Here is a 23488-nt window from a genome sequence, read left to right as displayed (position 1 = left end):
CAAGTAAAAGTTGCGCTGTCATGTGTGCTTTTGGTCGGCCTGCCGTCAGGTCCGTTCCGGCCGCAGGGTGGAGAGCGCCGCCACACCCAGGATGACCGCCCCGCCGGCCAGCTCCCGCGGGGTGGGCGCCTCGCCCAGGAACACCAGGGCGTACAGGATGCCCCACACCGTTTCCAGGCCGGAGATCAGCCCGGCGGTCTGGGCGCGGACCCGCTTCTGGGCGGCCACATAGAGGGAGTGGGCCAGCGCCGTGCAGACAAATCCCAGCACCGCCACGGCGCCCAGGTCCCGGGCGGTCCAGACGGCAGGCACCAGGAAAAAGGCAGGCAGCAGCACCACGGCGGCGGTGCCCTGCTCCCACAGGCAGACGGTGCGGGCGGGATAGCGGGCGGCCAGGCGGCGGTTGGCCAGTGTCATGAGGGCGTAGCACAGGCTGGAAACCATCCCCCACAGGGCGCCCACCGTGGTGCGGTCGGCCAGGGAGAAGGAGGGCACCGTGATGAGCACCCCGGCCAGCAGCAGGCCGGCCCGGGCCACGCTGCGCAGCGAGAGCCGCTCGCCGAAGAGCAGCGGTTCCAGGAAGGTGACGAAGAGGGGAAAGGTGGCGTAAGTCAGGGTGCCCACCGCCACCGAGGCATACTGGATGGACAGAAAGAAAGTGGTCCAGTGGGCCGCCAGCACCACGCCGGTGCCCGCAGCCAGCAGGGCGTCCCGGCGGCAGCGGGGCAGAACGGGGGTGTGCTGTACCCGGCAGAGCACCGCCAGCAGCAGCGAGGAATAGACCACACGGCCGCCGGCCACCAGCACGGCCGGCAGGTCCACCAACCGGCCCAGCATGGCGGACAGCCCGAACAGCGCCACGGCCAGATGGAGCCGGCCGATGCTTCCGGCATCGCTTTTCATGGCGTGCGCCTCCTTTCCGGGTGGATTTCCCTCTGATTATACGCCCTCCCGCAGCCCGCGGCAATCCCCCTTGTCAGGGCAGCCCCCGGCGTGTATACTGAAAAGAAAAGGATTCGCAGGTCGGCCTGCAAAACGAGGGGGAGACAACTATGAACGATACCGAAACACTGGATCTGGTGACCCGGAAGATGCTGGAATTTGACAAGGGGGACCCCATGCGGATCCACCATCTTCTGAAGGTGCACCGCTTTGCCCAGCTGATTGCCCGGCAGGAGGCACTGGACGACCACACCCGTTTTGTGACGGAGTGTGCGGCCATCGTCCATGACATCGGCATCCACCCGGCGGAGGCAAAATACGGCCGGTGCGACGGCAAGCTGCAGGAGCAGGAAGGCCCCGCCCCGGCCCGGGAACTGCTGCAGCAAGTGGGTCTGCCGGCGGCGGATATCGACCGGGTGTGCTACCTGGTGGGGCACCATCACACCTATGAGAACATCGACGGCATGGACTACCAGATTCTCGTGGAGGCGGATTTCCTCGTGAATTTCTACGAGGACCAGCTCCCCGCCGAGGCCATCCGCACCGCCCGGGAGAAGATCTTCCGCACGGCGGCGGGCCGGGAACTCTGCGCACTGCTCTACGGCGTGTAAGCCGCCCAAACATACAGCAAGGCCGCCGGGCTTTTAGCCCGGCGGCCTTGTTCTTTAGAAGGGTTACAGCGTGGCGTCGTCGTCCACACCCTCGCAGGGGTAGCGGATACCCATCTGGGCGCGCAGTTCGTCCATGATCTGCATCAGGCGCAGCGTGTCGCGGTGGGGCATGGAGGGGCACTCCAGCAGACCCTTGTTCAGGCTGTCCGCCATCTCCAGCACTTCGTACTCGTAGCCGGTGAGCTGGGGCGGGCAGTCCACCGACTGGATGACCTTGTAGTCGCCGTCCACAATGCGGAACTGCTGGGGGTTGTTGATGTTGGTCACCAGCAAAAAGCCCTTGTCGCCGTAGATGGCGCCCTGGCGGTCGGTGACCGAGTTGGCGGACGAGGTCAGATGGGCAGCCCGGCCGTCTTCCCAGGTCAGGGTGACGCTGTCGTTCAGGTCCACGCCGGTCTCATACTTGGTGCAGAAGCCCTGGACGCTGTCGGGGGCACCGAAGAACATGTCAGCAAAGTTCAGCGCGTAGATGCCCACGTCCAGCAGCGCGCCGCCGGCCAGTGCCGGATCCACGATGCGGGGCTTGTGCAGCATGGGATAGCCCAGGTTGGCGGTGATCAGCTTGGGTGTGCCGATGACGCCGCTGTTCAGCGCCGCGGTGATCATCCGGCGCATGGGCTGGTAGCGGGTCCAGATGGCCTCGGTGACCAGCACCCCCTTCTCCCGGGCGTAGCGGAAGACATCCTCCGCCTGGCGGGCGGTGACGGTGAAGGGCTTCTCGCACAGTACGGCCTTGCCGTGGTCGATGCAGAGCTTGAGGTGACGGTAATGGTGGGAGTGGGGCGTGGCAATGTAGACAAAATCCACCGCCGGATCCTCCAGCAGGGCCTCATAGCTGCCGTAGGCGCGGGCCACGCCCTCCTTGTCGGCGAAGGCCTGGGCCCGGTCGAGATCCCGGGCGGCCACGGCGTACAGTTCCACTTCCTTGTGGCCGGAGGCCTGCATCTTCCGTATGGTATCAGACATCACGCGGGCGATGGCACCCGCACCCAAAATACCCAGTTTCATGGGTCGCACCTCCTTGGTGTATTCCAACAGTTCCGGGCCGGAAAGACCCGCATTTGTCTCCATCATACCACGGAAAAAGGGCCTCGGCAAGCGGCAAAATTTTGGGGAGACGGAGCCGCAAAATCCCTTGTGAACGGCCGGGAATGCTCGTATAATGGAAACAGAGACGCAAAAACAAAGGAAGCGGGTCGCAAGGAAAAGGACCTGCTTCCCGGAAACGGAGGTATTGGCAATGAAAATCATCGTCATCGGCGGCGTAGCCGCCGGCACCAAGGCGGCGGCCAAGCTCAAGCGGGAGCAGCCCGACGCCCAGGTGGTGCTCTACAGCAAGGGCGCGGACATCTCCTACGCGGGCTGCGGCCTGCCCTACTATGTGGGCGGCAGCATTCCCACCAGGGAGGACCTGATCGTCAACACGCCCCAGAAGTATGCGGGGCTCACCCGGGTGGAGGTCCACACCGGGCAGGAAGCCACTGCCCTGGACGCCGCAGGCAAGACCGTGACGCTGCGGGATGTGGCCACCGGCGCCGAGCAGACCGAGAGCTACGACAAGCTGATCCTGGCGGTGGGCGCCGAGCCCTTCGTGCCCGATGTGCCGGGCACCGCGCTGCCGGGCGTCTTCCGGATGCGCACCCCCGACGATGCCATTGCCGTGCGGGACTGGGTCAAGCAGAACCAGGCCCGCCGTGCCGTGGTGGTGGGCGGCGGCTTCATCGGCCTGGAAGTGGCCGAGAACCTGATGGCCCAGGGGCGTTCGGTGACGGTGGTGGATATGGCTGCCCAGCTCATGCCCAACATCTTTGATCCCGAGATGGCCGGTTACGTCAAGCGGCAGCTCCAGGCCAAGGGGGTGCGTGTGCTCACCGGCACGGCCTTCAAAGGCGTCAACGGTACCGGCAAGGCGGAGAGCGTTGCCACCGAGGCCGGCAACCTGCCCGCCGATGTGGTGGTGCTGGCCATCGGCATCCGTCCGGCCACGGCCTTCCTGAAGGACAGCGGCCTGGAGATGTTCAAGGGCACCATCCTGGTGGACAACCAGCAGGCCACCAACCTGCCCGATGTCTACGCCGTGGGCGACTGCGCCATGGTGCACAACGCCCTCACCGGCAAACCCCAGTGGTCGGCCATGGGCTCCACCGCCAACATCACCGGCCGCTGCCTGGCCCGCAACCTGTCGGGGGATCAGGCACTCTACGGCGGCTGCCTGGGCACCGGCGTGGTCAAGCTGCTGGACAACCTCAACGCCGGCCGCACCGGCCTCACCGAGGCCCAGGCCAAGGATGTCGGCTATGACCCGGTGAGTGTGGTCTGCGTCACCGACGACAAGGCCCACTACTATCCCGGCGCCGATATGTTCATCACCAAGCTCATCGCCGACAAGTCCACCCACAAGCTGCTGGGCATCCAGGTGCTGGGCGCCGGTGCGGTGGACAAGATGGTGGATATTGCCGTCACCGGCATCGCCATGGGCGCCACCCTGGAGAACTTCGACACGCTGGACTATGCCTACGCGCCGCCCTTCTCCACGGCCATCCATCCCTTTGTGCAGGCCTGCTACATTCTGGAAAACAAACTGTCCGGTATTTTCGAGACCTTCACCCCGGCGGAGTACGCCGCCGGCGCGGCCGACGACTACCAGGTCATCGACGTGCTGCCCCAGGCGTCCATTCCCGGCGCCAAGTGGGTCAATCTCTCCACCGTCACCGGCCCCATCGAAGGGCTGGACAAGGACGCCAAGCTGCTGCTGGTCTGTGCCCGGGGCAAGCGGGGCTACTTCCTGCAGAACCGCCTCAAGGCCTTCGGCTACACCAACACCCGGGTGCTGGAGGGCGGCATGACCTTCAACCAGGTGAAGGTGAAGTTCAAGGGCACCATCCCGCCGGAGGAGATCAAGCGGGTCAAGGGCCTGGGCTGCCTGCAGGACAAGCGCTATCCCGACCGGTTCAACATCCGGGTCATCACCCGCAACGGCAAGATCACGGCGGAGGAGCAGCGGGTCATCGCCGAGGCCGCCGAGCGCTACGGCTCCGGCGAGGTCACCATGACCACCCGTCTGACGCTGGAGATCCAGTGCGTGCCCTACGACAAGCTGGATGAGCTGCGGGCCTTCCTGGCGGATGCCGGCCTGCAGACCGGCGGCACCGGCTCGCTGGTGCGGCCCATCGTCTCCTGCAAAGGTACCACCTGCCAGTACGGTCTGCTGGATTCCTTCGGCCTGAGCGAGAAGCTCCACGAGCGGTTCTACCTGGGCTACCACAACGTCACGCTGCCCCACAAGTTCAAGATCGCGGTGGGCGGCTGCCCCAACAACTGCGTCAAGCCCGACCTGAACGACCTGGGCATTGTGGGCCAGCGGGTGCCGATGATCGACCCCGCCAAGTGCCGCGGCTGCAAGGTCTGCCAGGTGGAGGCCAACTGCCCCATCCATGTGGCCAAGCTGGAGAACGGCATGATCCACATCGATCCCGCCGCCTGCAACCACTGCGGCCGCTGCAAGGGCAAGTGCCCCTTCGGCGTCACCGAGGAGTTCACCGGCGGCTACAAGATCTATCTCGGCGGCCGGTGGGGCAAGCGGATCGCCCACGGCCATCCCATGGACAAGATCTTCACCTCGGAGGAGGAAGTGCTGGACATCGTGGAGCGCGCCATCCTCTTCTTCCGGGACGAGGGCATCACCGGCGAGCGCTTCGCCGACACCATCGACCGTCTGGGCTTTGACTACGTCCAGAACAAACTGCTGACCGCGCCCGTGGACAAGGACGCCGTGCTGCAGAAGAAAGTTACCGGCGGCGCCACCTGCTGAAGCCGGATTTTCTCTCCAAAACAACAACAAAGCGGACACCCGCCCGGCGGGTGTCCGCTTTTCTTCGTGCAAAAATCAGAAACCGTGCTTTTCCATGAGTTTGCGGCCCATGAGCACGCCCATGACGGAAGCCATCATCAGGCCGCGGGTCCAGCCGGAGGAATCTCCCAGGCAGTGCAGACCCTGGATGTTGGTCTCCAGGTCGGTGTCCATCTTCACCTTGTTGGAATAGAACTTCAGTTCGGGGCTGTAGAGCAGCGTCTCGGGGCTGGCAAAGCCCGGAACCACATGGTCCACCATCTTGATGAACTCGATGATGTTCACCATGGCCCGGTAGGGCATGGCCGAGGTGATATCGCCTGCCACGGCGTCCTTCAGGGTGGGGCGGACGTTGGCCCGGGCCAGTTCCTTGGCCCAGGTGCGCTTGCCGTCCAGGATATCGCCGTACCGCTGCACCAGAATGTGCCCGGCGCCCAGCATGTTGGTCAGTTCGCCCACCTTCTGGGCGTAGGCGATGGGCTGGTTGAAGGGCTCGGTGAAGTTGTGGCTGACCAGGATGGCCAGGTTGGTGTTGTTGCTCTTTTTCTCCTTGAAGCTGTGGCCGTTGACCACCGCCAGGTCGTTGTCGTAGTTTTCCTGGGCCACAAAGCCGCCGGGATTCTGGCAGAAGGTGCGCACCTTGTTGCGCCAGGGGGCCGGGTAGCCGATGAGCTTGCCCTCGTAGAGCACCTTGTTGATGGTCTCCATGACCTCGTTGCGGCACTCCACCCGGACGCCGATGTCCACCGTGCCGGGCTTGTGGGCGATGCCGTGCTCGGCGCAGAGCTTTTCCAGCCAGTCGGCGCCCCGGCGGCCGGTGGCAATGACCACCTGCTTGCCCAGCACTTCCCGGGGGCCGGTCTTCTCCCGCAGGATCACGCCCTTGCACACCGAGCCGTTCAGGATGATGTTCTCGCACTCGGTCTCAAAGAGCATCTCCACACCGGCGGCCTGCAGGTGGTTCTGGATGTTCAGGTAGAGCTGCTGGGCCTTCTCGGTGCCCAGGTGCCGGATGGGACAGTCCACCAGCTGCAGCCCGGCCTGGATGGCCCGCTTGCGGATGGCCTTGATCTCCTGGCCCTCATAGATGCCCTCCACCTTGGGGTCGGCACCGAATTCCAGATAGATCTTGTCGGTGTAGTCGATGAGCTCCTGGGCAAAATCCTCGCCGATCAGGTCGGGCAGCTCGCCGCCCACCTGGTAGGACAGGGACAGCTTGCCGTCCGAGAAAGCCCCCGCCCCGGAAAATCCCGTGGTGATGGCGCAGGTGGGCTTGCAGTTGACGCAGACGCCGGTCTTGTCCTTGGGGCAGTGGCGCTTCTCCACCGGTTTGCCCTTTTCCACCAGAAGGATCTTGTGGGGCTTGTCGCTCTTGCGCAGCAGTTCCAGGGCGGTGAAGATGCCGGCCGGGCCGGCGCCAACGATAATCAGGTCATACATGGATTGCAAAAACTCCTTATAAAAATGGTCGCGGTCACTGGGGATCGTCGGACACGTCGGTGCTCTCGGCATTGTAGACGATGCCCTCGTGATCCCGGTTGAGGGCTTCGGCCTCCTCCTCGTCCAGCATCTGGCCCAGGGCGTCCAGGGCCGCCGTCTGGGCGGCATCGGCCATCCGGTCCAGGGTGCGCAGTTCCATGGCGGTGTAGACCACGCAGGCCAGGTTGACGGCCCCCTCGATGATGAGCAGCACACCGCAGAGCATCACGACGCTGACCGCCGCCCCGAAGGGGTTCACCAGCAGCAGGATGCCCAGCGCGATGGACAATACGCTGAACAGCAGCACCAGCCACCAGCGGTCGGCCTGGCGGCGTGCCAGTTCCACAGCGGTGCCGATACGGCTGCAGCCGTCGATGAGGATGAACAGCCCGAACACCACCGGCAGGAAGCTGGCCACCACCTGGGGCTGCGCCAGCGTGAAGAGGCCCAGCGCGGCGGTGATGACCCCGGCCACAAGGAAGAAGGGCGCGGCGAAACCGCTGCCCCGCAGCCGGGCGTACTGTACCAGACAGACGATGCCGGTGATGAGCACCACGGCGCCGAAGGCGTAGCAGAGCCACAGAAGACTGGTCTCGGGCATGATGAGCAGCAGCAGACCCAGGGCGATGAAGGCGATGCTGAGCACCAGCATGCCGTTTTTGACGTAACGCAGCATAGATGTGCGCTCCTTCCGGTCAGAATTGGGCGGCAGCGGGTTCCAGCATCGGCTGTACCACGGTGCGGTAGCAGCGGGTGAGGAAGAAGCTGCACATGAGGAACGAGGCGACCTCGGCAATGGGGAACGCCCACCAGATCAGGTTGACGTTGCCGTTCAGGCTCAGCAGCCAGGCGGCGGGCACCAGCACAAAGAGCTGGCGTACCAACGAGACCAGCAGCGCCATGACGCCGCGGCCCAGGGCCTGGAACACCGCCGAAGAGACGATGTTGAAGCCCGCGATGACGAAGTGGATGGAGATGATGCGCAGAGCCACCTCGCCCAGGGCAAGCATGTCGGGGCCGGCGTTGAAGATGCTGAGCATGACGCCGGGGCAGAGCTGTGCGGCCGCGAAGCCCAGCAGCATGATGGCCACGGCGGCAACCACCGCCATCCGGATGACCTGTACAATGCGCCGGGGTTTGCGGGCACCGTAGTTGTAGGCGATGATGGGGACCATGCCGTTGTTGAGACCGATGAGGGGCATGACGATGAAGCTCTGCATCTTGAAGTAGACGCCGAACACAGCCACCGCGGTGCTGGAGAAAGCGATGAGGATGCGGTTCATGCAGAAAGTCATGACGCTGCCCACCGAGGTCATGGCAATGGAGGGGATGCCCACCTGGTAGATGCGCCGGACGGTACGGGCCTGGGGCCGGAAATCCTGCAGGCGGAACCGAATGTCGTGGTTATGGCGCAGGTTGAGGTACAGCCCCGTGAAAGCCCCCAGGAACTGCCCGGCCACGGTGGCCGCAGCCGCGCCGGCGGCCTCCATGCGGGGAAAACCGAACAGCCCGAAGATCAGGATGGGGTCCATGACAATATTGGTCAGGGCTCCCACCAGCTGGGTGATCATGGCGTAGTTGGAGCGTCCGGTGGCGCTGAGCAGCTTTTCCACCATGCACTGGATCATGCATCCCAGGCTGAACAGGCAGCACACCGCCAGATAGTCGTTGCCGTACTGCCGGATCAGCGGGTCGGTGGTCTGGGAGTTCATGAAGGCCTGCACGCCGAACAAGCCGAAGAGGAAAAACACCACAAAGGTGCACAGGGCCAGGAACAGGCCGTTGGCGGCAGCCCGGTCGGCCTCGGCGCGGTTGCCCTCGCCCAGGGACTTGGACACGTAGGCGTTGACGCCCACACCGGTCCCCACGGCGAAGGCGATCATCAGGTTCTGAATGGGAAAGGCCAGGGATACGGCAGAGAGGGCTGCCTCGTTGATATAGGACACAAAGATGCTGTCCACCACGTTGTACAGTGCCTGGAACAGCATGGAGACCATCATGGGAATCGCCAGAGAGAAGAGCAGCGGCCCCATGGGGGCCGTGCCCATCCGGCTGGCGGAATGGGCGTCGGCGGTACTCATTCCTTGTTCGCAGCCTCCATGGCACGGGCGGCATCCACGATCAGATTGGCGCAGGTGTCCAGACCCAGGGCGGCGTTGAGGCACAGATCGTAGTTCTTGGCCTCACCCCAGCGGTTTTCGGTGTAGTAGTTGTAGTAGCTGGCGCGGGCGCGGTCGTGCTTGGCCAGCTGGACCTCCCACTGCCGGTCGGCCAGGTCCTTGACGCCCGGCCGGGCCTTGGCCCGCTGGATGCGGTCCTCCAGCGGCGCGTAGACAAAGACGCTCAGCACATTGGGACGCTCCCGCAGCACATAGTCGCCGCAGCGACCCAGGATCACGCAGGAACCCTCCGACGCCAGCTCCTTGATGACGTTGCTCTGCAGGATGTAGACCTGGTCGGCCAGGGGCATCGTGTTGCCCATCATGTACAGGCTGTAGATCAGGCTGCCGCTGCGCTGGTTCTCGCTGGCGGCGATGGCTTCCTCGGTCAGGCCGCTCTTTTTGGCCGCCCGGGTGATGAGCTCCTTGTTGTAGAGGGGAATGCCCATCTTGTCGGCTACGGCCTGGGCGATCTCGCTGCCGCCAGAAGCAAATTCACGGGCAATGGTGATGACGATCGGTTCCATACTTGACACCTCGCATTCTGTACGTTGCATGTTCTGCCGGAAAAGGCATACTTATCTGCCTATAGTATACCCTGAATTTTCGCAAAACGCAAGCTGCAAAACCCTGCGCTGTACCGCAAAAAAAGCCCGCCCTGGGCGGGGGCGGGCGATGGCGGAAGTCTTTTGGAAAAAGGGGATTATTCGTACAGCGGGAACCGGGCGGAGAGCTCGGCCACCCGGGCGGCGATGTCCTCCTTCTTGGCCTCGAAGTCAAAGATGCACTCGGCAATGCAGTCGGCGATGATCTTCATCTCGGCGGGGCCCATGCCGCGGGTGGTCACGGCGGGGGTGCCCACCCGGACGCCGCTGGTCACGAAGGGGCTGCGCTTCTCGCCGGGGACGGTGTTCTTGTTGGCGGTGATGTGCACGGCATCCAGGTTGTGCTCCAGGTCCTTGCCGGTGCACTCCTCATCGGTCAGGTCGATGAGCAGCAGATGGTTGTCGGTGCCGCCCGAAACCAGCTTGACGCCCCGGGCAGTGAGCTCGTCGGCCATGGCGGCGGCGTTCTCCACGATCTTGCGGGCGTACTCCTTGAAGGCGGGCTGCAGGGCCTCGCCGAAGCAGACCGCCTTGGCGGCGATGACATGCTCCAGCGGGCCGCCCTGGGTGCCGGGGAAGATGGCGGAGTTGATCCGCTTGATCAGATACTCGTTGTTGGTCAGGATCAGGCCGCCACGGGGACCGCGCAGCGTCTTGTGGGTGGTGGTGGTCACCACGTCGGCGTAGGGCACGGGGTTCTGGTGCATGCCGCCCGCCACCAGACCGGCGATGTGGGCCATATCCACCATGAGCATGGCGCCGTAGCCGTGGGCGATCTCGGCCAGCTTCTCGAAGTCGATGGCGCGGGGATAGGCCGACGCACCGGCCACCAGCAGCTTGGGCCGGACCTTGGCCACCTGCTTGGCCAGGGCGGCGTAGTCGATGCGGCCGTCCTCACCCACACCGTAGGAGACGAAGTTGTAGTTTTTGCCGCTCATATTCACGGGGGAGCCGTGGGTCAGGTGACCGCCCTGGGACAGGTCCATGCCCATGACGGTGTCGCCCAGGTTCAGCAGGGCAAAGTAGACGGCCAGGTTGGCCTGGGCGCCGGAATGGGGCTGCACGTTGGCGTACTTGGCGCCGAACAGTTTGCAGGCGCGGTCGATGGCGATCTGTTCCACCTGGTCCACGAACTGGCAGCCGCCGTAGTAGCGCTTGCCGGGATAGCCCTCGGCGTACTTGTTGGTCAGCACACTGCCCATGGCGGCCATCACGGCCGGCGAGACGATGTTCTCGCTGGCGATGAGTTCGATGTTGGCGCGCTGGCGTCCCAGCTCACGCTCCATGGCGGCGCCCACTTCGGGGTCCGCCTTCTGCACAAAGCCGATGGTGTCAATCATGTCCTGATACATTTCCCTTTACCTCCCTGATTCTCTATGCTTTCAGATGTATATGCAGAGATCACAGCGTCCCCTTGGTGGAGAGTACGCCTTCGATCCGGGCATCGGTGCGGGTGGCGGCGTCCAGCGCCTTGGCGAAGGCCTTGAACATCGCCTCCAGTTTGTGGTGATCGTTTTCGCCGTAGAGCACCTTCAGGTGCAGGTTGATCATGGCCGCGTAGGAGATGGCGTAAAAGAATTCCCGGGCCATCTGGGTATCCATGCCGCCGCAGGCGGGGGCGGAAAACTGGGCATCATACACAAAGTAGGGCCGTCCGCCCAGATCCACGGCACACAGGGCCAGCGTCTCGTCCATGGGGAGCAGGCAGCTGCCGTAGCGCACCAGCCCGGCCTTGTCGCCCAGGGCCTGGCGCAAAGCGGTACCCAGCGCAATGCCGATGTCCTCGATGGTGTGGTGGCAGTCCACCTCCAGGTCGCCGTGACAGTCCACCGCCAGATCGAACAGACCGTGGCGGGCAAACCCGTCCAGCATGTGGTCAAAAAAACCGATGCCGGTGTGCAGATCCGCCTTGCCGGTGCCGTCCAGATTCAGCGTCAGCGTGATCTGGGTCTCCCGCGTAGTGCGTATTACCGTTGCTGTGCGTGCCATAGATGCGTGGCTCCTTCCCGCCCACAGGGCTGAATATACCTTAAACTATAACACGACAGGACCTCACCGTCAACGCTTTAAAGCGCTGTTTTGACGGGAGTGCGGTAATATTTGTAAAATTTATTTACGAAATCGCAACACATTCTGTCCGTCCACGCGCTACAATAAAAACAAATCAGGAAATTCTGCGCCGTTTTGTGCCCGGCTCAAGGCGGCATCCAGCCCCTGACCGGTCTTTTTTGAAAGGACAACCGCACTATGGCAAAGATCATCGGAATTGATTTGGGAACCACCAACAGCTGTGCCGCCGTCATCGAGGGGGGCAAGCCGGTGGTCATTCCCAATGCCGAGGGCCAGCGCACCACACCGTCGGTGGTGGCGTTCACCAAGACGGGGGAACGGCTGGTGGGGGATGCCGCCAAGCGGCAGGCCGTCACCAACGCCCCGCGGACCATCTGCAGCGTCAAGCGGCTGATGGGCAGTGAGACGCGCATTCCCATCGACGGCAAGTGCTATGCCCCCCAGCAGATCAGCGCGCTGATCCTGCAGAAGATCAAGGCCGATGCGGAGAGCTATCTGGGGGAGCCGGTGACCGCGGCGGTGATCACGGTGCCGGCCTATTTCAACGACGCCCAGCGCCAGGCCACCAAGGACGCCGGGCGGATCGCCGGGCTGGAGGTCAAGCGGATCATCAACGAGCCCACGGCGGCGGCGCTGGCCTACGGGCTGGACAACGGCCGCACCCAGACCGTCATGGTGTACGACCTGGGCGGCGGCACCTTTGATGTATCGCTGATCCGGATCGGGGACGGCATCGTGCAGGTGCTGGCCACCTGCGGCGACAACTACCTGGGCGGCGACGACTTCGACGCCCGCATCGTGGACTGGCTGGCCGACCGGTTCCAGAAAGCCCACGGCATAGACCTGACCGGCGACCGTGTGGCCATGCAGCGCCTGCGGGAGGAGGCCGAGAAGGCCAAGAAGGAACTTTCGGCGGCCACACAGACCGAGATCAACCTGCCGTTCCTGACGGTGGGGCCGGAGGGGCCGCTCCATCTGCAGGAGACACTGACCCGCGCCCGGTTTGAGGAACTCTGCGCCGATCTCATCGAGAGGACGGCGCTGCCGGTGCGCAACGCCCTCAGCGATGCCCGGCTGACGGCCAGCGACCTGGACCAGGTATTGCTGGTGGGCGGTTCCACCCGCATCCCGGCGGTGCAGGACAAGGTGCGCCGCATGGTGGGGCTGGAGCCCTCCCGGGCGCTGAACCCCGACGAATGTGTGGCGCTGGGCGCCGCTGTGCAGGCGGGGCGCCTGGGCGGCGAGGTGCTGGCCGGCGCCGGGGAAGGGCTGCTGCTCATGGACGTGACGCCGCTGACCCTCTCCATCGAGACGCTGGGCGGCGTGGCCACCCATCTGATCGAGCGCAATTCCACCATTCCCACCCGGTTCAGCAAGGTGTTCACCACCGCATCGCCCTTCCAGTCCACCGTGGAGATCAAGGTGCTGCAGGGGGAGCGGGAATTCGCCAAGGACAACAAGCTGCTGGGCACCTTTATGCTGCGGGGCATCAAGCGGGCCTGGGCGGGGGTCCCCAAGATCGAGGTGACCTTCGACATCGACGCCAACGGCATCGTGAAGGTCAGCGCCAAGGACCTGGATACCGGCAAACAGCAGGGCATCACCATCACGGGCTCCTCCAACCTGAGCGAGGCGGAGATCCAGCGTGCCATGCGGGAGGCGGCGGTGTTCGCCGGGCAGGACCAGGAACGCAAGGCGGCCATGGAAGCCCTCAACGCGGCGGAAGCGGCCATCTACCGGGTGAACACGGCGCTGGGCAGCAAGGCAGGCAAGGCGCTGGACAAGGAGACCCGGAACAGGATCAAGGACGCGGAGCGCGCCCTGGAGAAGGTGACCCGCCACAAGAAGGCGGACAAGATCACTCCCGCCGATGTGACGGCCATCAACGCGGCGCGGGAAGCGCTGTTTGCGGTGGCCACGCCGTTGGTCAACCAGTGGGAGAGCGAACAGACCCGGCAGACCCAATGAATAGAGGGGGAGACACCCGCCCCGAGGCGGGGACTCCCTGTGGCGGACGGCCCGGAACTCTTGTGGAGTTCCGGACCGTTGTGCTATGATAAAAAGCGGTGTAATAAGGAAACGAGGCGTAAGAAATGGGAAAGACGGTGAAGTATGCCTTTCTGCGGTCGCTGCCGGTGATGGCGGGCTACCTGGTGCTGGGGCTGGGCTTCGGGGTGCTGCTGGCGGCCAAGGGCTACGGCGTGGGCTGGGCCTTTGCCATGAGCGCGCTGATCTACGCGGGCAGCATGCAGTATGTGGCGGTGGACCTGCTGGCGGGGGGCGCCTCGCTGGTGACGGCGGCCCTCATGACGCTGACCGTCAACGCCCGGCATCTGTTTTACGGCATCTCCATGGTGGAGCGCTACCGGGACGCAGGTCCCGCCAAGCCCTACCTGATCTTTGCCCTCACCGATGAAACCTACTCCCTGGTGTGCAGCGGCGAGGTACCCCAGGGGGTGGACCGGAAGGGGTATTTCTTCCTGGTGTCGCTCTTCGATCACCTGTACTGGATCGCCGGCAGCGTGGTGGGGGCGCTGCTGGGGGCCGTGCTGCCCTTTGACAGCACCGGCATCGACTTCGCCATGACAGCCCTCTTCCTGGTGGTCGTGACCGAACAGTGGCGCGCCACCAGGGACCACCGCCCGGCGCTCACCGGGCTGGGAGTGTCGCTGGTCTGCCTGCTGGTCTTCGGGCCGGAGGGCTTCCTCATCCCGGCCATGATCGGCATCACGGCGGTGCTCACCCTGCTGCGGGCTGTGGGAGCGCCCCGAAAGGAGGAAGACGACCATGTCCATTGATCTGCACGCCGCCGCTCTGGTGGCGGTCATTGCCGCGGTGACCATCTTGCTGCGCTTTGCCCCCTTTGTGGTGTTCGGCGGCGGTCGTCCCACGCCCCGGTACGTGGTCTACCTGGGCCGGGTGCTGCCCGGCGCCATCATGGCCATGCTGGTGGTCTACTGTCTGCGGGGGGCCGACCCCCTGGGCTCCACCCACGCCCTGCCCGAACTGCTGGCCGGGGCCGCCGTGGTGGGGCTGCAATGCTGGCGGAAAAACACCCTTTTGAGCATCGCCGCCGGCACGGTATTCTATATGATTCTGGTACAGGTCGTTTTTGTATGAAATAACATAAAAAATATCTGCGCCGGCGGACATCTGCCGACGGCGCAGATACATACAGGAAAACAGACCGGCAAATTGTGTGCGGACAGTGCGCGATTTGCCGGTCTGTTTTGTCGAGGGGGATTCTAAAAAGGGGGGAACAGACCCGGCAGGCAATTGCCGTGCGGGTCCGTTCCCCCTCTTGATTAAGGACGTTCGGCCAGCGTGATGTAGGGCTGGGGCTTGCCCACATACTTGTAGGCGGGGCGGATGATGCGGTTGGCAAACTCCACTTCCTCCACCCGGTGGGCACACCAGCCCGGCACACGGGCAATGGCGAACAGCGGGGTGTACAGGTCCTCGCTGATGCCCAGCATACGGTAGATCAGCCCGCTGAACAGGTCCACGTTGGCGCAGACCTTCTTGGGACCGTGCTTCTCCTCCGCAAAGACCTGGGGAGCCAGCCGCTCGATGCTGCACAGCATCTCGAATTCCTCGTCGTAGCCCTTGGCGTAGGCCATGCGGCGGGCATGGTTCTTCAGGATCTGGGCGCGGGGGTCGCTGACGGTGTACACCGCGTGGCCCATGCCGTAGATCAGGCCGCTGCCGTCGCCGGCCTTCTTGCGGATGATCTTGCGCAGGAACTCCCGCACCTCGTCATCGTCGGCGGGATTTTCCACATTCTCCAGGATGTAGTCCAGCTGGTGCATGACCTTCAGGTTGGCGCCGCCGTGCTTGGGACCTTTCAGCGCGCCGATGGCCGCCGAGATGGCCGCGTAGGTGTCGGTGCCGGAGCTGGACAGCACACGGCAGGTGAAGGTGGAGCAGTTGCCGCCGCCGTGGTCGGCGTGGACCATCAGGCAGAGGTCCAGAAGCCTTGCCTCCTCGTGGGTGAACTTCTGGTCGGCGCGGTAGGTGCTCAGGATGTGCTCCGCCGTGCTCTGGCCCTCGGTGGGCAGATGGAAGTACATGCTGGACCGGTCGTACACCCGGCGCTTGATCTGGTAGGCGTTGACCATCATGGTGGGCAGCTCGGCAATGAGGTTGATGCTCTGCCGCAGGATGTTGGGCAGGCTGGAATCCTCGGCGTGCTCGTCGTAGCTGTACATGGCCAGCACGCTGCGGGCCATCTTGTTCATCAGGTTGGGGGAGGGGGAGTTGAGGATCATGTCGTCCGCAAAGCCCCGGGGCAGTTCCCGGTGATGTTCCAGCAGCTTGCAGAACTTGGCGTGCTGCTCCCTGTTGGGCAGCGAACCGAACAGCAGCAGCCACACCACCTCCTCAAAGAGGAAACGGTCGTGGTTGTCCGCCTCGGCGGCCAGGGTATCGATGTCGATGCCGCGGTAGACCAGCCGGCCGGGAATGGGCACAATGGTGCCGTCCGCCGTTTTGTCGTAGCCGATAACGCTGGACACGTTGGTGATGCCGGCCAGCACGCCGGTACCGTCCAGGTTGCGCAGACCGCGCTTGACGCCCATCTGGTCCGCCAGTTTGGGGTCCAGGTGCGCGTTGTGCTCCATGTACTCGTGGCAAAGCAGTTCCAGTTCATCCGGCTCCAGGGCCGGTACGTCCGGGTAATACATCGGCAAGCCCCTCTCTCTGGTTGCATATTTATTCGCGCGGCATGCGCCTGCCATGCCAAGCGCTTTAGCGCGGTGAATACTGTCATTTTAGTATGCTTTTCACGCTTCGTCAAGAAAAAACTTAAAATTCTGTCAGAATGGACAAGGAGACACTTTATTTTATTAAGCTGGTGGGCGTTTTACCCGGTACTGCATAAAAATCCGCGTTGACAACCCCGACTAAAGCGGGTATAGTGTAGGAAGAGTTTATAGCATCGGGCAGTGTGCATACACGCTGCTTTTCGGAATCGGAAACGGAGGGAATATCCACGATGAAACTGCACCCCCAGGGCGTGTATCTTGTGAACGGTGCGCTGCAGGACAGCGCCCCCGCCGGCGTCAGCGAGGCTGATGCGCGCCGCGGCACCATTGCCTGGTCCATTCTGGAGGCCCACAACACCAGCGGTGACATGGCCAACCTGCGCATGAAGTTCGACTCCATGACCAGCCACGACATCACCTACGTGGGCATCATACAGACGGCCCGGGCTTCCGGCATGGAGCGCTTCCCGCTGCCCTATGTCATGACCAACTGCCACAACTCCCTGTGCGCGGTGGGCGGCACCATCAACGAGGACGACCACCAGTTTGCCCTCTCTGCCGCCCACAAATACGGCGGCATCTATGTTCCGCCGAATATGGCGGTCATCCACAGCTACAACCGGGAGATGATGTCGGGCTGCGGCCGGATGATCCTGGGTTCCGACTCCCACACCCGCTACGGCGCCCTGGGCACCATGGCGGTGGGCGAGGGCGGCGGCGAGCTGGCCAAGCAGCTGGTGGGCCGTACCTATGATATGGCCTATCCCGGCGTGGTGGCCATCTACCTCACCGGCAAGCCCAACCCCGGCGTGGGCCCCCACGATGTGGCGCTGGCGCTGGTGGGCGCCACCTATGCCAACGGCTATGTGAAGAACAAGGTGATGGAGTTCATCGGCCCCGGCGTGGCCAACCTGTCGGCGGACTACCGCAACGGCATCGATGTCATGACCACCGAGACCACCTGCTGGTCCTCCATCTGGCAGACCGACGAAGTGACGGAGCAGTATTTCGTCCAGCACGGCCGCCCCGAGGCCTACAAGGAACTGAAACCCGCCGATGTGGCCTACTACGACGGCTGCATCGAGCTGGACCTTTCCACCGTGGAGTGCATGATCGCTCTGCCCATGCATCCCAGCTATGCCTATCCCATCCGGGAACTGAAGGCCAACGCCCAAGAGATTCTGGCAGCGGCCCAGGAGCAGGCCAACAAGCAGCTGGGCGGCAAGGTGACGATGGATCTGGTGAGCAAGGTGCAGCCCGACGGCCGTATCTATGTGGAGCAGGGCGTGGTGGCCGGCTGTTCCGGCGGTACCTATGAGAATATATGCGCGGTGGCCGAGATCTTGCGGGGCAAGAGCTGCGGCAACGGCGAGTTCAAGTTCAGCGTCTACCCCGACAGCATGCCCACCTACCTGGAACTGGTGAAGAACGGCGCGGTGGCGGATATTGTCAGTGCGGGCGGCATCTTCCGGGAGTGCTTCTGCGGTCCCTGCTTCGGCGCCGGCGACACCCCGGCCAACGGGGAGTTCTCCATCCGCCACACCACCCGCAACTTCCCCAACCGGGAGGGTTCCAAGCCCGGCGAGGGCCAGATCAGCGCGGTGGCCCTCATGGACGCGCGGTCCATTGCGGCCACGGCGGCCAACGGCGGCTACCTGACCGCCGCCAGCGAGGTCTGCGACAGCGAGTACACCGCCCCCGAGTACCACTTCGACCAGGGCGTCTACGACAAGCGGGTCTACAACGGCTGGGGCCATCCCGAACCGGACTACGCCCTGAAGTTCGGCCCCAACATCAAGGACTGGCCCGAGCAGCCCGCCCTCAGCGATGATCTGCTGGTGAAGATCGTCAGCTACATCACCGACCCGGTGACCACCACCGATGAGCTGATCCCCTCCGGCGAGACTTCCTCCTTCCGGTCCAACCCGCTGCGTCTGGCGGAGTTCACCCTCTCCCGCAAGGACCCGGCCTATGTGCCCAGTGCCAAGGCGGTCCACGCCCTGGATGAGGCCCGCCGCGCCGGCAGCCTGCCGGAGGAGGTGGCGAAGGTCTACGCCGAGCTGGCCAAGCTGGGCTACACCCCCGATGCAATGGCCACCAACATCGGTTCGGCCATCTTCGCCAACAAGCCCGGCGACGGTTCCGCCCGGGAACAGGCGGCCAGCTGCCAGCGGGTGCTGGGCGGTGCGGCCAACTTTGCCTGCGAGTACGCCACCAAGCGGTACCGCTCCAACTGCATCAACTGGGGCATGCTGCCCTTCCTGCTGGATACCCCCAACGTGCTGGACAACGGCGACTACGTCTTCCTGCCCGGCGTGCGCAAGGCGCTGCTGGAGGCGGCGGATGAGCTGGAGGCTGTGGCGGTCAAGCCGGACGGCGGCCTCGTGACGTTCACCGTGCGGCTGGGCGCCATGACCGACGCCGAGCGCCAGATCCTGGCGGACGGCTGCCTCATCAACTACTACAAGAACCACTGATCATCTGCGGTCTGCGCATCGGGTGCGGGCCGCTTTTTTGTAAAATTCTGGTTTGGGGCGCCGCTTTGGTGGCATATTCACATGGGATATGCTATAATGGCGAACAAACACAACGAATCCGGGGAGGACCTTCTTTTGAAACACTGGTTGGAACGCACCCCCAGAACGTCCGGCGATTTCCTGCGCCTGGCGCTGGGCGTGGCGGTGATCTTCGGCGTGGTATGGCAGCTGCCGGCCATCGCGGGGGGCGTGCAGAAATTTCTCGATATCCTAAGCCCCTTCGCCTGGGGCATCGTGCTGGCCTATGTGCTGGATATTCCCGCCCGGTTTTTCGCCGGCAAACTCTTTGGCGGCAAGCGGGGCTTCGCGGTGCTGCTCAGCTATCTTCTGCTGTTCAGCGTGGTGGCGCTGCTCCTCTCGCTGGTGGTGCCCCAGCTGGTGCAGAGCATCACCTCTTTCGTGAACAGCCTGAGCAGCTATGAGGAGGACATCCAGAACGCCCTGACCTGGGTGCAGCAGACCTTCGGCATCGATACCGCCACCCTGGAAAGCTATGTGGGCGAACTGACCAAGGAACTGCAGAACTGGTTCAAGTCGGTGTCGGGCCAGGCCGCCCAGGCGGCGGCCGGCGCAGCGGCGGGGGTAGCCGGCGTGGCCATGGACGGCTTCGTGACGCTGGCCGTGAGCATCTACCTGCTGGGCAGCAAGGATCTGCTGCTGCGGGGGGCGCGCACCTGCCTGCGGGCGGCGCTGCCGCCCCGCCAGGCGGGCAGCCTCTTCTCGGTGTGCACCATGGCCAACCGCACCTTCAGCGGCTACATCGGCGGCCAGCTGGTGGATGCTTTGTTGGTAGGGGTGGAGACCTTCATCCTCATGTCGGTGTTCCGGCTGGACTACGCCCCCCTCATCGCCGTGCTGGTGGGTGTGACCAACATCATCCCGGTGCTGGGTCCCTTCATCGGCGCGGTACCGGGCGCCGTCATCCTGCTGCTGGAATCCCCGCTGCAGGCGGTGGAATTCGTCCTCATCATCCTGGTGGTCCAGCAGGTGGATGGCAACTTCATTGCCCCCCGCATCATCGGCAGCGCCACCGGCCTGCCGGGCCTGGGGGTGCTGCTGGCCATCATCGTGGGCGGCAACCTGTTCGGCATCCCCGGCATGGTCATCGGCGTGCCCACCCTGGCGGTCATCGTCACGCTGCTCCGGGAGGCGGTGGGCGCCGGTCTGGCGGCCCGGGGCATCGACGAGGACGGCAACCCCCTGTCCGACATAAAAAATTAACAAGTGGCCCCTTGTGTCTTCATGCGGCGGACGGTACAATAGAAGGGAAGACGTAGAAAAAAGGGGAAACTGCAACCTTGAGCATCAAACGTTTCTGGGATAAAAAGCCCGATACCATGTTGGAATGGGTCAGTCTGGTCTTTGCCAGCATCGCTTTTTATCTGTTCCTGAGCAACCTGGGCTATTTTGTGGGCGGCTTCACCGAGCTGCTGCGCATCCTCTCCCCCTTTGCGGGGGGCGTGGTCATCGCCTTTGTGCTCAATCCCATGACCAAATGGTTCCACCGGGTCCTCTTCCGGGAATCGCCCGGCATGCGGTGGGCCGCCATCCTGCTGTCCTACATCGTGGCGGCTCTGCTGCTGGTGCTGCTGGGCTGGCTGGTGGTGCCGCAGATCCTTTCCAGCATCTCCATCCTCTTCAACAGCCTGCCCGGCTACTTCGAGAGCCTGCAGAAGACGCTGCTCTTCCTGCAGGATCAGTACGGCCTGCGGATGGAGAGCGTCCTGCGCATCCTGGACGATTCCGAGACGATGATGTCGGAACTGTACACGGTGGCGGCCGCCGCCATGCCCCAGATCGTCACCACCATCGGCAGTGTGGCCTCCAACTTCGTGGCGGTCTTCACGGCGGTGGCCTCCAGCATCTACATGCTGGCCGGCAAGGACAAACTGATCCACCAGCTCAAGACGCTGGTCCACGCCTTCCTGCCGGAATCGGTGGCCAACAACACGCTGCGCATCTGCCGCTACACCAACGAGAACTTCACCGGCTTCTTTGTGGGCAAGATCATCGATTCCCTCATCATCGGCGTGCTCACCTTTGTGCTCATGTCCATCCTGCGGCTGGACTTCGCGCTGCTGGTCAGCGTCTTTGTGGGCATCACCAACATCATCCCGGTGTTCGGTCCCTTCATCGGCGCCATCCCCAGCATCTTCATCCTGCTGCTGGTGGACCCCGTCCAGGCGCTGATCTTCGCGGTGCTCATCCTCTTCATCCAGCAGCTGGACGGCAACTTCATCGGCCCCAAGATCCTGGGCCAGTCCATCGGCATCTCCTCGCTGTGGGTGCTGTTCTCCATCGTGGTGGGCGGCGACCTCTTCGGGCTGGTGGGCATGCTCATCGGCGTGCCGCTGTTCGCCACCCTCTTCGGGCTGCTCCATGAGATCGTGGTCTACCTGCTGGACCGCCGCGGCATCGACGCCGAGGGCAACCACCGGGACGCCGTCCCGCCGGAGGAACCTGCCGCCTGCGAGGCGGAGGCCTCCGACGAGGGCCGGGAACCCGCCACCATCTCCTGACATACAACACAAGAACCCCCGCCGCAGTGCTGCGGCGGGGGTTCTTTGCTGTAAACTCTTACTTCAGGAAGCCGTTGACGATCTGGTCCTCGGCCTCTTTCTCGGTCAGACCCAGGGTCATCAGCTTGATGAGCTGCTCCCCGGCGATCTTGCCGATGGCCGCCTCATGGATGAGGCTGGCGTCCACGCTGTTGGCGGTCAGGGCCGGGCTGGCGATGACCGAGGCGTGGTCCATGATGATGGCGTCGCACTCCGAATGGCCGGCGCAGGCGCAGTTGCCGTTGATGTGGCTGATGAACTCCTGCTTGCTCTCGTCCTTGGCCACGCTGCGGGAAACCACGTTGGCCGAGCAGCCCTCGCCGTTCAGGTCCACGTCAAAGTCGGTGACGGCGTGCTGGTCGCCGGTGGTCATGATCTTCTCATGGATCACCAGGCTGGCGCCCTCGGCCAGGTCGCCGCCCGTCTTGCGGATGGTGTCGTCCACGCCGGCGATCTGGGTGGTCTCCATCTCCATCTGGGCGCCCTCGGCCAGGTGCACGATGGTGGTGGGGTTCATGATCTGCTTGCCCCGGCCGTCGCCCTCGCCGTAGTGCTTTTCCACATAGCGCAGCTTGGCGTTCTTGGCCAGCCAGAAGGTGTGGATGCCGTCGTGCTGGGCGTTGCCGCCGCCGCAGTTGTGGATGCCGCAGCCCGCGATGATGGTCACGTCGGCGCCCTCGCCGATGTGGAAGTCATTGTACACCAGGTCCTTGAGGCCGGTCTGGCTCAGAATGACCGGGATGTGCACGCTCTCGTTCTTGGTGAACGGGCGGATGTAAATGTCGATGCCGGGCTTGTCGGTCTTGGAGACAATGTCGATGTTGGCCGTGGTGTTGCGGCTCTCCAGCTGGCCGTTGGCCCGGATGTTGTACGCGCCCACCGGCAGACTGTCCAGTTCGGCGACTTCCTTCAGAAGATTTTTCTCAATGGCGTCCAGCATTAGCCGCGCACCCCCTCTACTTTATCGGTCAGCACGCTGCAGGCGGGGCTGGAGGCGTCGGCGCTGCCCAGCAGGCCGGGCAGGATTTCGGCGCGGGGGCCTTCCTTGGCGATCTGGCCGTCCTTGATGACAACGATCTTGTCGGCAATGTTCAGGATCCGCTCCTGATGGCTGATGATCAGGATGCTGCCCCGGGTCTGCTCGTACATCTTCTCGAACACCCGGATCAGGTTCTGGAAGCTCCACAGGTCGATGCCCGCTTCCGGTTCGTCGAAGATGGACAGCTTGGTGCCGCGGGCCAGCACCATGGCGATTTCAATGCGCTTGAGCTCGCCGCCCGAAAGGCTGTCGTTGAGCTCACGGTCGATGTAATCCCGGGCGCACAGTCCCACCTCGCTGAGGTAGTTGCAGGCCTCGGTGATGCTGGTGTTCTTGCCGGCGGCCAGGCTCAACAGGTCCTTGACCTGCAGGCCCTTGAACCGCACCGGCTGCTGGAAGGCATAGCTCATGCCCAGGTTGGCCCGCTCGGTGATGGACATATGGGTGATATCCACCCCGTCCAGCAGGATCTGGCCGCTGGTGGGCTGGTAGATGCCGGCGATGACCTTGGCCAGCGTGGACTTGCCGCCGCCGTTGGGGCCGGTGATGGCCACAAAACGCTCCTGTACGGTAAGCGAAACATCGTGCAGGATCTCTTTATTGTCGTCGGTTTCGTAGCCGACGTTACGCAGTTCTAGCATGGTAAAGAAGCTCCTTTGTTAGGGGTTAGGGATAGTGCAAGTATTGCCATATCCTACCGAAATAATACTATACCATGAACCCGGACAAAGTACAAGAGGAATCTCTATAAAAATAGTAGATTTTGGCAAAAAACTCCGGCCGGTTCCCAAAAAAATCTTGACAGCAGGGGGGCA

The 23488-nt window shown here is 63.7% G+C and carries 19 protein-coding genes; 8 read left to right on the top strand and 11 right to left on the bottom strand.

Annotation, left to right across the window (positions count from 1 at the left end; translation table 11 throughout):
* Positions 1–45 precede the first annotated feature (45 nt).
* Positions 46–903, bottom strand: coding sequence for a DMT family transporter (locus ABGT73_RS10780; RefSeq protein ID WP_346669706.1), 858 nt, complete (start codon positions 901–903; stop codon positions 46–48).
* A 149-nt stretch (positions 904–1052) separates the two neighbouring features.
* On the opposite strand from ABGT73_RS10780, the gene ABGT73_RS10775 reads away from it, so the two are divergent.
* Entirely contained in the window at positions 1053–1553 is a 501-nt protein-coding gene (locus ABGT73_RS10775; protein ID WP_346669705.1) for an HD domain-containing protein, read from the top strand.
* Between the two features lie 63 nt (positions 1554–1616).
* On the opposite strand, the gene ABGT73_RS10770 is transcribed toward ABGT73_RS10775, so the two are convergent.
* Positions 1617–2621, bottom strand: coding sequence for a Gfo/Idh/MocA family oxidoreductase (locus ABGT73_RS10770; RefSeq protein WP_346669704.1), 1005 nt, complete (start codon positions 2619–2621; stop codon positions 1617–1619).
* A 232-nt stretch (positions 2622–2853) separates the two neighbouring features.
* Between ABGT73_RS10770 and ABGT73_RS10765 the strand changes: the two genes are divergently transcribed.
* Positions 2854–5424, top strand: a complete 2571-nt coding sequence (locus tag ABGT73_RS10765; RefSeq protein WP_346669703.1) for an FAD-dependent oxidoreductase — start codon at positions 2854–2856, stop codon at positions 5422–5424.
* Between the two features lie 75 nt (positions 5425–5499).
* Here the strand turns inward: ABGT73_RS10765 and ABGT73_RS10760 are convergent, their stop codons facing one another.
* The 6 genes from ABGT73_RS10760 to hisB form a co-directional block, all read right to left on the bottom strand.
* Positions 5500–6903 carry an FAD-dependent oxidoreductase gene (locus ABGT73_RS10760; RefSeq protein ID WP_346669702.1) on the bottom strand — a complete coding sequence of 468 codons (1404 nt, stop codon included), beginning with the start codon at positions 6901–6903 and terminating at the stop codon, positions 5500–5502.
* Between the two features lie 34 nt (positions 6904–6937).
* A complete protein-coding gene (locus ABGT73_RS10755; RefSeq protein ID WP_346669701.1) occupies positions 6938–7618 on the bottom strand; it encodes a DUF308 domain-containing protein in 681 nt (226 codons plus the stop codon).
* Positions 7619–7637: 19 nt separating this feature from the next.
* Entirely contained in the window at positions 7638–9023 is a 1386-nt protein-coding gene (locus ABGT73_RS10750) for an MATE family efflux transporter (RefSeq protein WP_346669700.1), read from the bottom strand.
* Entirely contained in the window at positions 9020–9628 is a 609-nt protein-coding gene (locus ABGT73_RS10745; protein WP_346669699.1) for a cytidylate kinase-like family protein, read from the bottom strand. The genes ABGT73_RS10750 and ABGT73_RS10745 overlap by 4 nt, the downstream gene beginning before the upstream one ends.
* Before the next feature lie 176 nt (positions 9629–9804).
* A complete protein-coding gene (gene glyA, locus ABGT73_RS10740) occupies positions 9805–11058 on the bottom strand; it encodes a serine hydroxymethyltransferase (protein ID WP_346669698.1) in 1254 nt (417 codons plus the stop codon).
* A 49-nt stretch (positions 11059–11107) separates the two neighbouring features.
* A complete protein-coding gene (gene hisB / locus ABGT73_RS10735) occupies positions 11108–11695 on the bottom strand; it encodes an imidazoleglycerol-phosphate dehydratase HisB (protein ID WP_346669697.1) in 588 nt (195 codons plus the stop codon).
* A gap of 258 nt (positions 11696–11953) precedes the next feature.
* Between hisB and dnaK the strand changes: the two genes are divergently transcribed.
* The 3 genes from dnaK (at position 11954) to ABGT73_RS10720 (ending at position 14896) form a co-directional block, all read left to right on the top strand.
* Complete coding sequence (dnaK, locus tag ABGT73_RS10730; protein WP_346669696.1) at positions 11954–13744, top strand: molecular chaperone DnaK; 1791 nt, start codon at positions 11954–11956, stop codon at positions 13742–13744.
* A 125-nt stretch (positions 13745–13869) separates the two neighbouring features.
* A complete protein-coding gene (locus ABGT73_RS10725; protein ID WP_346669695.1) occupies positions 13870–14574 on the top strand; it encodes an AzlC family ABC transporter permease in 705 nt (234 codons plus the stop codon).
* On the top strand, positions 14564–14896 hold the full coding sequence (locus tag ABGT73_RS10720) for an AzlD domain-containing protein (RefSeq protein WP_346669694.1): 333 nt from the start codon (positions 14564–14566) through the stop codon (positions 14894–14896). The genes ABGT73_RS10725 and ABGT73_RS10720 overlap by 11 nt, the downstream gene beginning before the upstream one ends.
* Positions 14897–15081: 185 nt before the next feature.
* Here ABGT73_RS10720 and ABGT73_RS10715 read toward each other — a convergent pair whose 3' ends face one another.
* Complete coding sequence (locus ABGT73_RS10715) at positions 15082–16458, bottom strand: citrate synthase (RefSeq protein WP_346669693.1); 1377 nt, start codon at positions 16456–16458, stop codon at positions 15082–15084.
* A 311-nt stretch (positions 16459–16769) separates the two neighbouring features.
* Between ABGT73_RS10715 and ABGT73_RS10710 the strand changes: the two genes are divergently transcribed.
* The 3 genes from ABGT73_RS10710 (at position 16770) to ABGT73_RS10700 (ending at position 21595) form a co-directional block, all read left to right on the top strand.
* Positions 16770–19016 carry a hydratase gene (locus ABGT73_RS10710; RefSeq protein ID WP_346669692.1) on the top strand — a complete coding sequence of 749 codons (2247 nt, stop codon included), beginning with the start codon at positions 16770–16772 and terminating at the stop codon, positions 19014–19016.
* A gap of 135 nt (positions 19017–19151) precedes the next feature.
* Positions 19152–20297, top strand: coding sequence for an AI-2E family transporter (locus ABGT73_RS10705; RefSeq protein WP_346669691.1), 1146 nt, complete (start codon positions 19152–19154; stop codon positions 20295–20297).
* A 77-nt stretch (positions 20298–20374) separates the two neighbouring features.
* On the top strand, positions 20375–21595 hold the full coding sequence (locus ABGT73_RS10700; protein ID WP_346669690.1) for an AI-2E family transporter: 1221 nt from the start codon (positions 20375–20377) through the stop codon (positions 21593–21595).
* 58 nt (positions 21596–21653) lie between these two features.
* Here the strand turns inward: ABGT73_RS10700 and ABGT73_RS10695 are convergent, their stop codons facing one another.
* Together ABGT73_RS10695 and ABGT73_RS10690 are read right to left on the bottom strand one after the other, a co-directional pair.
* Positions 21654–22574 carry a SufD family Fe-S cluster assembly protein gene (locus ABGT73_RS10695; protein WP_346669689.1) on the bottom strand — a complete coding sequence of 307 codons (921 nt, stop codon included), beginning with the start codon at positions 22572–22574 and terminating at the stop codon, positions 21654–21656.
* On the bottom strand, positions 22574–23314 hold the full coding sequence (locus tag ABGT73_RS10690) for an ATP-binding cassette domain-containing protein (protein WP_346669688.1): 741 nt from the start codon (positions 23312–23314) through the stop codon (positions 22574–22576). The genes ABGT73_RS10695 and ABGT73_RS10690 overlap by 1 nt, the downstream gene beginning before the upstream one ends.
* Positions 23315–23488: the final 174 nt, after the last annotated feature.

It is taken from the genome of uncultured Subdoligranulum sp. (genome assembly GCF_963931595.1).
Lineage (GTDB): Bacteria > Bacillota > Clostridia > Oscillospirales > Ruminococcaceae > Gemmiger.
This window is presented reverse-complemented; position numbering and strand designations above follow the sequence as displayed.